The organism is Vibrio cidicii (genome assembly GCF_009665415.1).
Taxonomy (GTDB): domain Bacteria; phylum Pseudomonadota; class Gammaproteobacteria; order Enterobacterales; family Vibrionaceae; genus Vibrio; species Vibrio cidicii.
In genome coordinates this window covers 2,739,210-2,755,260 of sequence record NZ_CP035921.1, presented here as the reverse complement: position 1 = coordinate 2,755,260, position 16,051 = coordinate 2,739,210, and the positions used below count along the sequence as shown (strand labels likewise).

Below are 16,051 nucleotides of genomic sequence, written 5' to 3'. Positions count from 1 at the left end.
AATAGTATTATCTGTCTTTAATCAGTGTTATATTTTAATAAAGTCGCGGTTAATTTCTATGCCTGACAAACTAAAATCATACCCATAGCACTGCGCGAAAAATAATTCTCAGACTGCTCTTTCGGGGTTATTCAAACCTTTCGATAGTCACTTTCATTGATCCATTATCAGTAAAACGCTCAAGTCCGCTATCGAGTTGGCCCAATTTAATCAGGCCAGCGGCATAACCGAAGTCTCGATAGAATATGACCAGATTCCCCCATGGTGCATAGTAGGAAATATCGCCCGCTTTTGAACTGGTACCAGATGGCGCGCCCTCACGGGTTAACTTACTTGGCAAATAGGCAATCTTCTCTGTGCGGGCGTAATCTTCCAGCTCAACGGTCAGCGGTAACTGGCGAAGGAAATCCTGAGTGGACGGTGAATCTTCCAGTGTTGCCGTCACCGTGCGATCGTTAAAAATAAAACGTATCTTCATCGTGGGTTCTCCGACGTGGGTCGCAGCAATAGCTTTCGCAGACAATAGCGTGCATATGCTAAGCAAGGTGAGTGCACCATACCGATAGCGTAACTTTTTCATCGTTGGTGCTTATTGCAAGGCGTTGTAATCTTGGTCAGAAACGGGCTCACACCATTCGTTGCTTGAGCCTTCTGCTGGAATTTCAATCGCGACATGAGCAAACCAACTGTCTTTGGCCGCGCCATGCCAGTGTTTAGTGCCCGGTGCAATGTGCACCACATCGCCAGGATGGAGTTCTTGTGCGGGTTTGCCCACTTCTTGGTACCAACCACGGCCAGCCGTCACAAGCAGGATTTGCCCACCTTTGTGGTGAATATGCCAAAAGTTGCGGCAGCCGGGTTCAAAAGTCACATTCACAACAATCAATCCCGGCAAGTTGAGCAAAGCCAAGTAACTGGTTCCGGTGAAGTAGTCCGCATACGCGACGTTTTTTTCACCAAAATCAAAAAGCCCTCTGCCAGTAAATAGGCCGGCTTTTAGTTCTTCGGGAATAAAAGTGTTTGCTTCATTGTTCATTACTGACTCCAGTTACTCTTGGTTAACGCAAAAATTCAGGCGGTGATACAAAAAGTTCGCTCACTGCGAGTTATTGACCTTGACCGCCATTGCAGATTCCTCTTCACTAGAACTGAATGTACGCCCGATCTATGGAATCTTGTTAGCCTAATCAACGCTAATTCTTGCCTGTTCTTCCAGTCTAAGTTCAATATACCGTAAGGAAATCAATCTTCTTTCAAGGTAACACTGAGCAAACACCAATCAATAAGCATCTAATTATTAATAATAAAAGATAAGAACAATGCCCTTTTCTTGATGCGAGACGGAAAAATCCTCTCTGTGACGTCGCAGATTTACGTGGCTTCTCCTTGCCTGATATTCTTTACAAACGCACATTTGCTGTTATAACTACAAGCATCCGTTATCAGTGCGAGCATCCGAATCCGCGCGAATGGCAGTGACCTCATACAGGGAGCCTAAATGAAAGATTCAAATGCTTTGGCACAAGCCACTGAAGTTTTCGCTAAACAAATCGAAAAATGGACGCCCAGCGCCAATCAGTTTGAAACCGCCATTCCGGGCGTGCACCTTAGTCACTGGAAATCACCAACTTCCCCAACCAGCTACACGCATAAATCGAGCATTTGTTTGATTGCACAGGGAAAAAAGCGCGTTTTACTTGGCGAGGAGAGTTTTGTTTATGATGCAAACCACTTTCTTATCTCCTCCGTTGATTTGCCTATTATTGCCAACATCATGGAAGCCAGTGAGGATTCCCCTTACCTTGGACTGGTGATGGAACTCGACTTGCAGGAGATCTCACAGCTCATCACCGAGGCGGAGCTGTCGTTTAATTCCAGCAATGAAGCACAAAAAGGGATAGCGGTTGGCGAGCTCTCTGAACCGCTGTTGAATGCTTTCATACGTCTGATGGCATTGCAGGATGATCCCGCGAGCATCAAGATTCTCGCTCCTGTGATTAAACGAGAAATTTTCTATCGTCTGCTCACTTCAGAACAAGGTGCGCGCCTGAACCAAATTGTCACCGCTGGGAGCCATAGCCACCAGGTTGCCAAAGCGATCGAATGGCTGAAAAGCAACTTTGTCAAACCACTGAGCGTGGGCGAATTAGCCTCTTACACCGGGATGAGCAAGTCATCGTTTTACACCCACTTTCGCGCCATGACGTCGATGACCCCGCTGCAATTTCAGAAGAAACTGCGTTTAAGTGAAGCCCGCCGCTTGATGCTGACCGAAAATCTTGATGCGATGGCGACTACGTTTCGCGTGGGTTACGAAAGCCCATCCCAATTTAGCCGCGAGTACAGCCGCCTGTTTGGTGCACCGCCATCCAAAGATATTAAAGCGCTGCGCGATGCCGATAGACGAGAGAATACAAGGACAGTCGGATTTTTGGAGCAACATCAGCACACGCGTTCATAGCTCTCTTTTTTGAGTAGTGCATGAAGATCGCCTTGGCCATGCTTCTCAATGCTAAGGCGCTTCTGATCATCAAGAATCTGGTCAAATGATCTGGCGATCCCTCAGGGCAGGATTTTGCAATAAACCTTTGCTCACTCATTGACGAAAACTGACCTGTGCTCAACCCATACACCGCGTTGTTAAACCGCAAAATCTTGATGACTTGATTGCGACGGATCGCATGGATAAGATGATTCCCGCCACCAAGCACGCATGCACAGGGCGAAAATACCACCAGCTTGTTAAGCTCATCGATGATATAAATGGCTTATATCGTATCCCTAGCCAAGGCGGATTACACCTCACTGCAAATATTTCCGGATGTACACTGACTCTATCCAATAAGCTTGCCTTATCGGATGTGGGAGTTTATCCCTCGTCACACTTCTCTCAAAATAATAGCAATTCCTTATTATTTGGCTTTGTAAAAACATCCACCGATAAAATAGAAAAGGCCTTTTCAATAATTAGAAATGATATTTAATGGGTAATCATAAATATTCACACAATGTTACACATTCCCCAGTTGAACTCTTTTTCATGCGGTGATTAACTTCAACGGTCAAATCAACATAGCAGAGGTAGTTAAAAACCATGGCCGACCCTTTTAGGCGACCTTACATCACGTTATCCTATCTAACTGAGGAGCTATCCTTATGTTAGAACTCTTCCTACAACCCGAAATTTTAGCGATTTTTGCTACGCTTCTTTTCCTAGAAGTCGTGCTCGGCATAGATAATGTCGTTTTTATTTCAGTTCTCTGCGAACGTTTACCTCAAAGCCAACGAAAGATGGCCAGAAACTTAGGTATCGGTTTAGCCGTCATCACACGTATTGTGCTTGTTTTCTCTATTTCATGGGTTATGTCCCTAACGCAACCAATACTAACTTCGACGTACATGACGCTAACAGGGCGAGATATGATCATGTTGTTAGGTGGTGCATTTCTTTTGGCCAAGAGCACAAAAGAACTTTGGGCTTGGTTGAGACATACTGAATCCGCACATTCGACGAAAGTCAAAACCGGATTAGCCGTTGTCTTGTTGCAAATAGTTGCGGTGGATGCTGTCTTTTCGATGGACTCTGTGATTACAGCGGTGGGACTCACCTCCGAAATTCCGGTGATGGTTGCGGCTATTTTGGTCTCTGCGGTTATCATGATCCTGACGGCAGAGAAGATTAACGATCTTGTGACTCAATACCCAGGATTCAAAACGTTAGCCTTGCTATTTTTGGTGCTCCTCGGCGGATTACTGATGGCGGAAGGTTTAGATATTCATGTGAATAAAGGCTACGTCTACTTTGCCATGGCATTTGGTTTAATCCTCGAGTTGTGTCATATACAGGTCAAGAAGAATCAGTTGAAAGAACAAACGGTTAAGCGTATTCGCAATGCCCGTTTCCGGCTGATTAAAACGCCTTAACAGCACGAGCTAACACCGACAGCCTCCTGCTTAGGAGGCTTTGTTGGGTAAGAAAAACGAAAAAGCCTGCAATTTATGCGAACATATATTGCAGGCTTCAATATGTGATGCTTGCAACGTAAGTCTGCATAGCCAGAACGCGCTTTCAAATAGTTACGAAGATATTTGCAGAATAAGTTCGCATAAAGTTGCATCAAAAGTCTGCATATTTGAGTAAGTATCTAAATTCTACGTTGTAAAGTTACTACATCATAACCGATGCCCGTAGATAATCGTGTACATTGAAAGACCTACGAGCATACGTTTAACAAATTTTTAGGCATAAACCAAAAAACAATGTCTCGCACTCCCCAAGTGACGTTTTTAATAAGTGTTAAGTGTACAAGCATTATGCGAACACAATAATTGGCAATGAAACACAACGCTAAAAGGTACGGTCACACCTAAAAAACACTGGATTACTCATGCTTTCAAATAAAGCAAGTTGCATAATAAAGTTAATAATGCAACAGTGAGTTGTGTTTTTGAGGGGAATTATTCAGTGTATCTGCAACTTAAGGAACGTCATCGACGGGAGCGAGACTCTTACCCACAAGCGCTTTCATTGCGCGTCCATCGAGCATTGAGTTGGCTCAATAAAGCTGAGCAATGTGAGGATTATGATTCTCAGTTCATTTTCCTGTGGATAGCGTTCAACGCAGCTTACGCACAGGATTTTGATGCAAAGCAAGACTTTTCTGAACGTGGTTTATATCAAGAGTTTCTTGCAAAAATAGAGCACTTAGATACATCGAGAAAATTATCTGAAATCGTCTGGTCTCAATATTCAACATCTATCAGGTTGATCTTAAACAATGAGTTTATTTTTCAAGCTTTTTGGAAGTTTCAATCTGGACAAATCACTGAGGAGAAATGGAAGCAAGAGCAGTCTAGAGCTAAAGCGGCAGCAAATAATGCATTGGCGAGCGGAGATACTACTACCGTTTTGAGTATCTTGTTTTCAAGGCTTTACACTCTAAGAAATCAACTGCTTCACGGTGGAGCAACATACAATAGTCAGGCAAACCGGGAACAACTGCGTGATTGCACCTCTTTACTTTCCAGCCTTGTACCTATAGTTATTGAAGTCATGATGGATGGAGCTGATCAGATATGGGGGGAGGCTATATACCCTTTAGTACAAACCTAATTCTGAAAATAACTAATGGCTTGGGTTTCTTTACTAGATGATATTGAACATAGTCTTCAATGCAAAATTTAGCCCGGAAAATGTGAGCAAATCGACTTTCCTCGAGACACCACCTGTCCCTACCTTACTGTACATTATGTAGTAATCTATCAAGCATGTGATTTACGTTAATTTATGAAAAGCAACATTCTTGCAAATCGTTTAGCCGATATAACTGCTATGGCATATGCCGGGCAGTCACTAAACATTACTGATTTGGCTGAAAAACATCAGGTCAGCACAAAAACAATACGCAGAGATTTTGACCGCCTGTGTACCATTCTTGAACGTTGTCCAGATACAGGAAATTACCAACTTTCTGCGTCCGCTCGAAGTCAATACAACGAACAAGATCTTGTGCGCTTAATTGATGATCTTGGGCTTAAAAAAGCACTACCGCTTAAAGCTGCTCAGTTTCTTCGCAGTTTTATTAATGACTCAACCAGCGACTGTTATCACTTTCAAGAGCAACCACTTGAGGCTGACTTTATTTCTTCGCTTCATAGCACCTTTGAAACTGCGATTAAAAATAGAAGAAGCATTAGCTTCTTATACAAAGATAAGTCTCGAACTGTTTCACCATACCTGATGGTTTACAGCCATGGCAGTTGGTATTTGGCTGCCGTATCCGAAGGCACTCTAAAGACGTTCTCACTTGCTCGCATCAAGTTCGTATCTATTCAAAAAGAACACTTTGATTATGACTCGTCAGTTGTCGATATAATCAAAGAACAAGACAGTATTTGGTTTGGACAACCCATCTTTAATGTGACCCTCGAAGTGTCGCGAGATATTGCTTTTTATTTTGAACGTAAAGTCCTTCTACCAAAACAAAAAATCATCGAAAAGCGGCAGGACGGCTCGCTCGTCATTTCCTCCTCAGCTTGGAGCTACAACCAAATAGCCCCGATTGTTCAATATTGGATACCCAACATTCGCGTCATTTCTCCAAGCGAGCTCGATAACTATATCCGAGAAAATCTAACGTCTTGGATAGCCCAAACCAGCGACGAAACTGAAACGTAGTGTTATGAATAAAAAAACTAAATTTATACTCGTAGCAGCATCAATGAGTGCGGGAAAGTCCTCACTTATTAATGCGCTTCTCGGAAAAGAGCTACTGCCAGCAGGCAATGAAGCGACTACAGCTAAAGTCGCGCGCATAACTGTAGGTGCCAAAGCGAAGCCGAGCGCAAAGGCTTATTCCCACTCAGGTTCCATCGTTGCATCAAGCAACACACTTTGCGCAGAGCAAATAAGGGCATGGAACTGTTCGGATGAAGTCAGTGCGTTTGATGTTGTCATTCCTCATTCGGGGAGCAAATTGCATTCAATGTTGGCTGGCTACACCCTGATTGACACTCCAGGAGCGAATAACAGTAGGGACGACCGCCACAAGGAACAGTTTATTAGTGCGATAAAGGCTTACCCGAAAAGTCCGATTCTTTACGTGCTCAATGCCACGCAACTTGGCACAACAGATGATGCGGAGATCATTCGCACGATACGAGAAATCAATCCAAAACAATCCATCATCTTTGCACTCAATAAAGTAGACGCTTTAGATGAAGAGAAAGGCGAGACCGCTAAACATTATGTGTATTTAGCACACAAATATCTTGAAGGTTTTGGCTACAAGAAGGCCAAAATCATACCACTCATGGCGCAGTCTGCGTTGATAGCGAAGAAGTCGCTCAATCACATTGATCTTGGGCGCGCCGAGCGAAATATCCTCCGTACTGAATTAGAGCGTTTTCGAGAAAACCCCTTCCACTTCAACAGTGCGGCTGCCGCTCCCCAAGTGCTGAAAAAAAATGTGCGAAAAAGGCTTGCAAGAATTTCGAAAGGAAAAGTCCCCTCGATGAGCAAAGAAGAGCTGAATGCCTTCGTTGACTACACCGGCTTAAGCACGGTGAACGCTCTCATCATGGGTGCAGCGTAATCGCCGTCTGACTAAACCAATTTATCTCATATAAAAACGAGACTTAACTATGAATCACATTGCTATAACGCATAACCCTTTCTTAGTAGAAACCGAGTTTCTCATTAATGGCCAAGCGCCATCTGAAAGTTCCAACATCACGGCATACAGCTCCAAGAGATTGCAGCTTTGGGTAGAGCAGATTTTTGATGACTTACAGGCGCTTTTTAATGGCAGCAAAGACTTCTTTATTGAGTTCACAGGAGTCGAATCGGACTTCAATGACATTAAAGAAGCTGCCAACAATGCCATCCAAAAAGGCATGTGTGTTGAACTGAAGTTCAATCCTGTGGCGCCTGCTGAAGAGCGACTGGAAAAAATCAAAGCTCTAATGACACGTGTCAGCGAAGAGTCGCCAAAGTTTGACGACTACCTAGCAAATAGCGATTTAAAAGCCAAGCAAGACTTCGAAGGCGCATTGAACAATGATTTTGACGCGTATGTGGTCGCCACCATGTCTTCAGGCAAATCCACCTTTATTAACGCGATGCTGGGGCAGGACTTGCTGCCTGCAGCGAATGAAGCAACCACCGCGACCATTGCCCACATTTTCGACGACAAAACCCAAGGCGATGCATTTTACGGCGAACGTTTCGACAACAATGGCAATCTCATTGAGCACAATGACAACGTTGACTTGGCTACAATGAAGGCGTGGAACGCTGACGTTGAAACCAAAACCATCACATTGAACGGTAATATCCGTGCGATCAAAGAAAACAACAATGTCTGTCTCGTGCTGACCGACACCCCGGGGCCGAATAACAGTCAAGATCCTGAACACCAGCGCACTACATTAGGATTTATTCAGGATTCAAAGCGTAACCCACTCATTATCTATGTGTTGAACGCGACACAATTGGGCACTAACGACGATGCTCAGTTGCTAAGACTTGTTGCTGACACAATGAGTAAAGGCGGTAAGCAAAGTAAGGACCGCTTCCTGTTTGTGGTGAACAAGATGGACATGTTCGACCCCGAACGCGGTGAGAACATTGAAGAAGCGCTAGATCGCGTGAAAAGCTACCTCGAAGAGAACGGCATTCACGATCCTAACCTCTTCCCTGTTTCCGCGCGTATGGCCTACCTGCTGCGTAAGCAAGGTGAATTAACTCGTGCAGAGCGTAACGACAAAACAAACATTGCCGACCTGTTGCTAGAAGAGCCAAGCATGGCGTTCCCACAATATATGTCGGTCAGCACCTCTGTCATGTCTGCGATGCAGGAAAAGGCGCAACATGATGAAGCTTTGCAAGACCAATCCATGTGGCGCGCTCTGCTCAACAGTGGCTTACCGGGTGTTGAAGCAGTTATCGATGAATACATCAATAAATACAGCTACCCAATGCGACTAAACCGCGCGCATTTGGCAATGACTGCGGCTATCGAGCGTGGAATGCAAGAAGCAGAGTTAATCAAACAACTGGAGATTGATGAGCAAGCGCTTTCGATACTTCAGTCAGAAGTTCTCTGCCTAAAGGCGCGTCGTGATCAGGGCTTCAATACACAGGCCTACAAAGAGCAACTCAAACAAGAAGGCCGCGACCTGCCAATGGACGTGCACAACTCTCTGAACGAGCTGGAGAGAAACATCTATGCGCGTATTGGGGAGCTAGGTGACACGTTTAGCGGTGACGTCAGTATCCGTGAGGCCGAATCCAAAGTCGATGTTGCGTCAAAAGAGATTAAGTTTTCTTTCAATCGCGTAATAAACGAATACGAGCAGGCGTTTTTACGCTCGCAAGAGATCATTAAAAAAGAGTTACACCAAGAGTATCAAGACCATGTCGCTGCATTATTCCCTGAAAGCAGCACACTTGAGCTTCCCGCTTTTCAGGCTCTAAAGCAATCCATCTCTGCTATTTCGCTGGATATTGAACTCAATCAAAGCGATATCAGCAAAAGGTCAGTGGTAAGCGGTTATAGAACCGTCAAAGATTCCAAGTGGTACAACCCTTTCTCTTGGGGGCGTACCCGCGAAGTGGCTGTGTACAGTGAAGAAGAATACGTTGATCTTCAAGAGCTTTGGAAAGAGCGGGTTATCCCAATTCGTGCCCAATTTGTATCCTTAAAAGACGACGCCATCAAACGCATTAGAGAGGATAAGGACAAGCTGATTGACAACTACCTTGCCTTCTTGGAAGGCGAATTCAGTGTTAAGTTTGCTGCCATTCTCGCCGATTTAGAGCAAAAAGTTGAAAACCAAGCTCAGCGGGAAAACGCCATTGCTCAAGCAAAAACTGATATCGACGAGATTCGCGTTATCAAACAAGAGCTGGAAGCCATTTTACAGTTTTAATCCGTTACTAACCCACTGCGAACATCAGTGGGTTTTAGAGGCCAGATACCATGACAGCATCTACGGAACTTGTTGCACCAAGTCTAACAGCTGCAGAATTTAAAGCGAAAATCATCGACTTTATAAAAAGCAGAGATTTTAAAGCGGAGTTACTCCACCAAATATTGTCAGCACTGCCAGATGACAAACTTGCGCTTTTCGAAGAATACCGAACCAATAGCACCACAGATCCAATTAGTGAGGACAGTTATAAGTGGGAACGTGAGGGGGGAACCTATTTCGCCTTGCAACTCCATATGGCAGAGGAAAATTTCTGTTTAAAACGATTAGAGCACCTTATTCAGGTAAAAAGTCACCTAACAGAGCGTGGTATCGCAGGTTTTTCCCGTCCTGTCTCCAGTTCGACATCAAGCCACGAAGAAGCAAAAAGCACAAAGGAAAACACAATGAGCGCTGATTTTTCATCTGTCGATTTAACAGGCTTTACCCCATCCCGCTCACTAAGCAATAGCGTGAACAGTGGTGACCTATCTTCTGTTCGTATTTCGCTATTTATGGAAATGAATAACAACCATGTATCCTCGTCCAAGGTGAGCCAGGCCATTGCGTGGGCTCAGTCCAAGCATCCTACTCTCTTCGTAGCCTTCGAAGAAAACGCCTATGCACAGGCTATTGAGCAAGACAAAACCAAATGGGACAGTCACTACTACGGCATGCAAGAAGTGTATGCGACATCCAACTTCTCATTGGAACGTATTCGCCATATGATCGCAGTGCGTGAACATGTGTTTACGATCGCACAAGATGACGCTCGCCCTGCAACAATACCGAACACTCAGCCACAACACGCACCGAGGCCATCGATCCCGCATCGAGAGCAATCATCGACGGGCAGCACTCATCGCCCTGCGTCTAAACCTGAGAACAACGTTCTAAAATCCTTGCTGCTGATTGGTGGTGTGGTGGCAGCTATCGCCTTAGTCATTCTGGCTGTTATTGTTAAGTGAGACTGACGATGAATTTATCTACGACTGAAAGGGAAAATCTTACGTCTCAGACTGGGTTGCTTCCCGCACAACAAGAGGCGCTAACGACGCTCTCGACTGCGCATGCATTGGTTAACAAAAGCTACCTTGCTGAACTCAAACACTACGATGTGTTGCCGGTGGAAAACCAACAAAGCGTGCCACTTAACCGTGGTGGCGATGTACGCATTTTCCGTGTGGAACGTTTAGTTCAGGAAAACAAGCAATCCGTACTAGAGAGCACCACCGCAGCATACACCGCATTGGGCGCGGCCGGATACACAGCGTTCCTTTTTCTAAAATCTGACGGGAAAGAGACACTGCTCTACATTGGCACACGTGGTGAACCAGGGAAAATGCTGGGCCAAAACTCGGGAGACTTATTGCAAGAGACTTTCAAAGGTCATTTCCCGGGCAGCAAGCTTTCCCCACTTAACGGTATTGATGTTGACGCCTTGTTGGACGAACTCAGTGCGGGCAACGCTTACAAAACAGTCACCGCGGTCAGCAGCGTGCCTGGGCTTTCTACGGAAGACCAGACCCACTTTATGCAAGGGCTAGAGCGTTTTATTGATGCTGCAGAAAACCGCACATATGAGGGACTGATTCTCGCCGAGCCCGTTTCTATGCAAGCATTGAATACTGTTCGCACGGGCTATGAGCAGGTGGCGACCCAGCTTTCCGCTCTGTCAAACCGTCAATACAGCTATGGCATTCAGGACAGCGATGCTATCAACCTCAGCATCAGTGAAGGACTGAGTCACTCTTTGGGCGAAAGCCTCGGGCTGACCGAAACAACAGGTACCAGTGAAAATACAACAACATCGGTTTCCCGTTCTCACACCACCAATGAAAGTAAATCCTCCCCAAACAAAAAGGATAAAATAACTGGAATGGGAGCCATGGCACTCGGATCGGCCGCAGGCATCTTCGCTGGGCCATTAGGGGTCATGATTGGCGGACAAGTTGGAGGACAAGTGGCAAGCATGTTCCAAACAACAGACACAGTCGGCACCTCCGAATCTATCTCAACGAATGAAAGCAGCAGTCATTCGACTAACCAGTCGACGGCAACTAGTACCACAACAACAGAAACAGACACACATAGCACGACCAACACCAAAGGCCTAACTCAGACCCACGGCTCAACACAACAAGTGAGTTTTGAGACAGCGGACAAAGGCATTTCGAATATGCTGGAGAAGGTCGACCACCATCTAAATCGTATCAACGAGGCAAAAAGCCACGGTGGCTGGCTCAGTACCGCTTACTTTGTCAGTGACAGCGCCGCCTCCAGTGAAGCCCTATCAAGCATTTTCTTGGGGCTGACCCGCGGGACTCAATCGTCAATGGAAGATTTTGCTCTGACCACATGGACAGGCAAAAAAGCCAATGCAATAACGCAATGGTTGGGGCAGCTCATGCACCCTCGACTTGAGCCGAGTTTTGTAGGGAATACTCACATCCCCTACCTCACTCCAGCAACCTTGGTATCGAGCAAGGAAATGGCGCTACAGCTAAGTCTTCCTCGCCGTTCTACGTCTACCGTTGTGGTGCAGGAAACCGCCGCATTTGGCCGGAAAGTGCAAACGCTGAACGCTGATGTCGCCAACACCAACTCGCGAACTATATCATTGGGCCAAGTACGTCACTTGTGGACCGACTTGCAACAATCTGTTGAATTAGACCTTGACCAACTGACAAGTCACACGCTGATCACTGGCTCAACAGGTTCAGGCAAAAGCAATACGGTTTACGCGCTACTGGATCAAGCAATACAGCAAAACATTCCTTTCTTGGTCATAGAGCCAGCAAAGGGAGAGTACAAGCACGTCTTCGGAAATCGCCAAGATGTGCGTGTTTTGGGCACAAACGACCGATTTACAGAACTACTGAATATCAATCCGTTTTCTTTCCCTGAACAAACTCATGTCTTGGAGCATGTGGATCGCTTGATTGAAGTGTTTAACGTCTGCTGGCCAATGTATGCCGCAATGCCTGCCATTCTCAAAGATGCAGTGCTTAGAAGTTATGAGGCCTGTGGTTGGGATTTGCGTGACTCGACCTCAACACTCAGTTCACCGTTGTTCCCGACGTTTGCCGATTTGCTTATGCAGCTAGAGTCCGTTATCGCCCAATCGGCATACTCGGACGAAATGAAGAGCAACTATACAGGTGCATTAGTTACGCGTGTTCGGTCAATGGTTAACGGACTGAACGGTCAAATCTTTGCCGCTGATGAAATTAGCAATGCAGACCTGTTCGACCGCAACGTCATCATTGATTTGAGTCGAGTCGGGTCGCAAGAAACCAAATCGCTGTTGATGGGGCTGTTAATCATTCGACTTGGTGAATATCGTGCCGAGCAAATGCTGATGAACCAGCCCCTTAAACACATTACTGTTTTGGAAGAAGCCCACAATATATTGCGAGCAAACCCATCAACAGGGAGCGCAGAAGGCGGCAGCGTTGCCGAGAAGTCAGTCGAAATGCTGTCGAATGCCATCGCAGAAATGCGAACATATGGCGAAGGCTTTATCATCGCGGATCAATCACCGTCAGCGGTGCATATTTCGGCCATTCGAAACACCAATACAAAAATACTAATGCGTTTGCCCGATGAAGCTGACCGCTTGTTGGCAGGGAAATCTGCGGCACTAACGGAAGAGCAAATTGACGAAATGGCCCGTTTGCCTCGAGGGGTAGCGGTGGTTTATCAGAACGAATGGCTCGAAGCTGTATTATGTAAAGTAAGTCGTTTTTCTGGACAAGAAAGCCCCTACCAGTACAAACCAGCACCACCCTACGCAATGAATGAAATGGCGTTTCGCTTTAATTTGCTCACTCATCTTTTGAGTGACTACAATCAAGTGCCGTCAGAAGCAAATGAAGAGCAATTGGCAGAAGAGCTCTGTCGAAGTAACTTGCCAACGGCAATGAAAGTTCGACTCAGACAGTATTTGCGCTCTGGTTTGACAGATCTTTTTTTCCGCGACTTCGCATTTCTAGTACCTCATTTGTTGGACTGTAAACACCAGTTAGAGATCGTAATTTGTGAGGCAAAGAACGTAGAACAAATACATTCTCATCTCCAAATGCTGGTATTGGAAAAGTTCAACAATGCGTCTCAGGAGGAAGTCATTATGATCATCCAGCCTTTACTGAGATCATTAGTCCCCAATGGGGAGATATACATGAAACTCTACTCAGCGTGGAAACAGTTTGCTAAACCGAGGGCTGCATAATGATGGATTTATTAGCGATAAAAGAGATTGCAAGTAAGTTGCAGCCCGAACTGTCGAAAATGTTAGAGAGTATTGATACAAATAGCATTGACTTAAATGAACTTGACCGCCCTATCTTAAAACAAATGGATGCAAAGCCTGAATGTGGAGAAGGCGAGGCCAGACCTTTGACCCAAGAAGAGAAGGATTATTATAAAGAAAAGATCGGTTGTTCAGGGAGTTTACTTGAAAATGCAACTATCGATGAAAATGGAAAAATTTACACAAAAACAATAAATGAAAGTAAAGAAGGTCAAACAGGTGAAGATGGCGTTATATATGAACGTAAAACAGTTGAAATAAATGGGGTCGAAATTGAAGGTGTGTTCCCGCAATTCAATAGTGCAATTGATGTACAACTGCCGGAAGAGTTGATCAAGGCAAAAGACACTGCGCAAGCAGAATATGCGAATGAAGTACTCAAAGAAAAAGTGGAAAACGATCCCGAGTTTGCAAAGCAATTCAGCGATGAACAGTTAGAACAAATTGAAAATGGTGAAACTCCCGATGGCTATACTTGGCATCACAGTGAAGAGTATGGCGAAATGCAACTAATTAGCACGGAAGATCATCAAAATAACCGACATACTGGTGGCAAAGCCATTTGGGGCGGCGGAAAAGAAAACCGTTGATATAGAGGATTTTAAAAATGAAAGAATGGCGTTACATAAAACCTTTGGCAGCGGAAGGGCTAATTCCTGCCGCTCAAGAAAAATTGAGCTACAACTTTGTCGATTCCTATATCGACTTTGTTAAGAAATACAATGGCAGTCGACCTCCTGTCAGTGTATTTAGTACCAGTACATCGCAAGAAAGAACGATAAAGTCCTTTTTGTCATTCAACCCCACTGATGTAGAAAACATCATTAAGTTAAACAAAGGTGTCTCTGAGATATCTGCAAAACTGGCTGCTTTTGCGATAGATAACTTTGGCAACTACATTTGCTTTGACAAGCAAAATGATACGGTCGTCTTTCTGGATTTTGAGACAGGAGAAACAGAGCTGATCGACAATACGTTTTCTGATTTCTTGCTAAAAATCGTGAGTCCAAACGATAGAAACTAAAGAACAAACGCACCTAATAGACTTAAAGCTTGTTTTTTTGAATACAAACTTAGTAGCGCTAGACTAGAATTAGGTTTCTTGTTTTAAGTTTGTTAGGTGTAGTTTTACTAAAGAAATAAAGGTCCTAGTCGGCCAAGGTTGCGCTAAAAAAGCAAAAGTCTGACCAAAACTAAGCAAGATGCTTTGAACTGATAGTTACCAAGCGTGGTGTTCATATAACGCTTTTTTACGTGAGAATTTGTGTGTGATTCATTTTATACAAAATTTTTTTGAACATGTGTACATGTGCATACGGATAGTAGTTTTACCCAAGAGCCCTGAGCATCAGAATTATGTTCTAACCCAAACTACCTGAATCATCGACAATCCTAATTTAAGTCGTCAATATCCGTTCGTAGTAATGTTGTAGATTGATAGAAAGGCACCCTGTAATCACAAAAAACATCTCGATAATCGTCACTAGACTCAACAACAAAGATAACTCGTAAGTTCTCTGTTGATCGAACTGTTAGCCGACTACGTAACCAACCTGCAAAGTTCGTGTCCTTTAACGCTTCAACACCGTAAAACCAAATCCAACGAGGATATTCATTTTCTTTAATAGACTTGTTCAGCTTTTTTGACGACCTAAAATTGTCTCTATACTCTTTCAAATCAATGGATTCTACCGCAATACCCATAGATTCATTGATTCGGTTGATCTCCAACACAAATGTGTCTGGCAGGTTTGCACGAAACACATGATGCCTATACATGTTCAGGCCCCAAGTACACCTAACATATCGTTCGAGTCCTACCTCATAGTGCTTGAAATTAACATCAATAGCTTCAAGTCTTTTTAAATACATGGGGAGCCTTTTAAACAAAAAACCACCAAGAGAAAACTTGATGGTTTTGATTATTAACTGCTTGTTCAACAGGTAGGTTGCTTTCTTCCTGACCTATTCTTGGCTGCCTATGCGGCAGGTCACATCTGTTTTGATCACAACCTCCGTCGGCTGTAATTATTGGCTGCCTATGCGGCAGGACACGACACAGTGAGTATGCTAGCTATTGCTGATATTTTCTTAGCTGCCTACACGGCAGGACACATCTCACGCGACTGTGCTGCGCGGATATTTGATTTCTTAGCTGCCTACACGGCAGGACACTGTAGAATATAGCTTCTAACCTTCTGATTTTGAGTGCTTAAAATCACAATCCACCAAAATATTCTTTTTCTTCTTACTTCTGTAAGCCCTTGT

At 44.6% G+C, this 16,051-nt stretch carries 15 protein-coding genes; 11 read left to right on the top strand and 4 right to left on the bottom strand.

Translation table 11 applies throughout. The features are described 5' to 3' along the window. Positions 1 to 127: 127 nt before the first annotated feature. Together EWA64_RS13745 and EWA64_RS13740 are read right to left on the bottom strand one after the other, a co-directional pair. Entirely contained in the window at positions 128 to 478 is a 351-nt protein-coding gene (locus EWA64_RS13745) for a cyclophilin-like fold protein (protein ID WP_061894719.1), read from the bottom strand. Positions 479 to 589: 111 nt separating this feature from the next. Further along, complete coding sequence (locus tag EWA64_RS13740; protein WP_061894718.1) at positions 590 to 1,036, bottom strand: cupin domain-containing protein; 447 nt, start codon at positions 1,034 to 1,036, stop codon at positions 590 to 592. A gap of 462 nt (positions 1,037 to 1,498) precedes the next feature. On the opposite strand from EWA64_RS13740, the gene EWA64_RS13735 reads away from it, so the two are divergent. Then, positions 1,499 to 2,461 carry an AraC family transcriptional regulator gene (locus EWA64_RS13735; protein ID WP_061894717.1) on the top strand — a complete coding sequence of 321 codons (963 nt, stop codon included), beginning with the start codon at positions 1,499 to 1,501 and terminating at the stop codon, positions 2,459 to 2,461. Here the strand turns inward: EWA64_RS13735 and EWA64_RS13730 are convergent. Continuing rightward, positions 2,379 to 2,711, bottom strand: a complete 333-nt coding sequence (locus tag EWA64_RS13730) for a thiamine pyrophosphate-dependent enzyme (protein ID WP_082796672.1) — start codon at positions 2,709 to 2,711, stop codon at positions 2,379 to 2,381. The two genes, EWA64_RS13735 and EWA64_RS13730, sit on opposite strands and share 83 nt — an antisense overlap. Between EWA64_RS13730 and EWA64_RS13725 the strand changes: the two genes are divergently transcribed. The 10 genes from EWA64_RS13725 to EWA64_RS13680 all read left to right on the top strand — a co-directional run bounded on the left by EWA64_RS13725 (position 2,682) and on the right by EWA64_RS13680 (position 14,807). Further along, positions 2,682 to 2,984 (top strand): hypothetical protein, encoded by a 303-nt coding sequence (locus EWA64_RS13725; RefSeq protein ID WP_170320337.1) that lies wholly within the window; start codon positions 2,682 to 2,684, stop codon positions 2,982 to 2,984. The two genes, EWA64_RS13730 and EWA64_RS13725, sit on opposite strands and share 30 nt — an antisense overlap. A gap of 172 nt (positions 2,985 to 3,156) precedes the next feature. Further along, complete coding sequence (locus EWA64_RS13720) at positions 3,157 to 3,924, top strand: TerC family protein (RefSeq protein ID WP_061894716.1); 768 nt, start codon at positions 3,157 to 3,159, stop codon at positions 3,922 to 3,924. Positions 3,925 to 4,465: 541 nt separating this feature from the next. After that, positions 4,466 to 5,113 carry a HEPN domain-containing protein gene (locus tag EWA64_RS13715; protein ID WP_061894715.1) on the top strand — a complete coding sequence of 216 codons (648 nt, stop codon included), beginning with the start codon at positions 4,466 to 4,468 and terminating at the stop codon, positions 5,111 to 5,113. A 174-nt stretch (positions 5,114 to 5,287) separates the two neighbouring features. Next, positions 5,288 to 6,178: a helix-turn-helix transcriptional regulator gene (locus EWA64_RS13710; RefSeq protein ID WP_369435799.1), complete on the top strand. Its 891-nt coding sequence runs from the start codon at positions 5,288 to 5,290 to the stop codon at positions 6,176 to 6,178. 4 nt (positions 6,179 to 6,182) lie between these two features. Beyond that, positions 6,183 to 7,094, top strand: coding sequence for a dynamin family protein (locus EWA64_RS13705; protein ID WP_061894713.1), 912 nt, complete (start codon positions 6,183 to 6,185; stop codon positions 7,092 to 7,094). A 49-nt stretch (positions 7,095 to 7,143) separates the two neighbouring features. After that, positions 7,144 to 9,432, top strand: a complete 2,289-nt coding sequence (locus EWA64_RS13700; RefSeq protein WP_061894712.1) for a dynamin family protein — start codon at positions 7,144 to 7,146, stop codon at positions 9,430 to 9,432. A gap of 50 nt (positions 9,433 to 9,482) precedes the next feature. Beyond that, on the top strand, positions 9,483 to 10,439 hold the full coding sequence (locus EWA64_RS13695; RefSeq protein ID WP_025623355.1) for a hypothetical protein: 957 nt from the start codon (positions 9,483 to 9,485) through the stop codon (positions 10,437 to 10,439). Positions 10,440 to 10,447: 8 nt separating this feature from the next. Continuing rightward, positions 10,448 to 13,702, top strand: a complete 3,255-nt coding sequence (locus EWA64_RS13690) for an ATP-binding protein (RefSeq protein ID WP_082796670.1) — start codon at positions 10,448 to 10,450, stop codon at positions 13,700 to 13,702. Then, positions 13,702 to 14,373: an HNH endonuclease gene (locus tag EWA64_RS13685; RefSeq protein WP_061894710.1), complete on the top strand. Its 672-nt coding sequence runs from the start codon at positions 13,702 to 13,704 to the stop codon at positions 14,371 to 14,373. The genes EWA64_RS13690 and EWA64_RS13685 overlap by 1 nt, the downstream gene beginning before the upstream one ends. 17 nt (positions 14,374 to 14,390) lie before the next feature. Then, the gene (locus EWA64_RS13680; protein ID WP_061894709.1) at positions 14,391 to 14,807 is read left to right on the top strand and encodes an SMI1/KNR4 family protein; all 417 of its coding nucleotides are present in this window, start codon (positions 14,391 to 14,393) and stop codon (positions 14,805 to 14,807) included. A gap of 368 nt (positions 14,808 to 15,175) precedes the next feature. Here EWA64_RS13680 and EWA64_RS13675 read toward each other — a convergent pair whose 3' ends face one another. Continuing rightward, the gene (locus EWA64_RS13675; protein ID WP_241517810.1) at positions 15,176 to 15,724 is read right to left on the bottom strand and encodes a hypothetical protein; all 549 of its coding nucleotides are present in this window, start codon (positions 15,722 to 15,724) and stop codon (positions 15,176 to 15,178) included. Between the last annotated feature and the right edge of the window lie 327 nt (positions 15,725 to 16,051).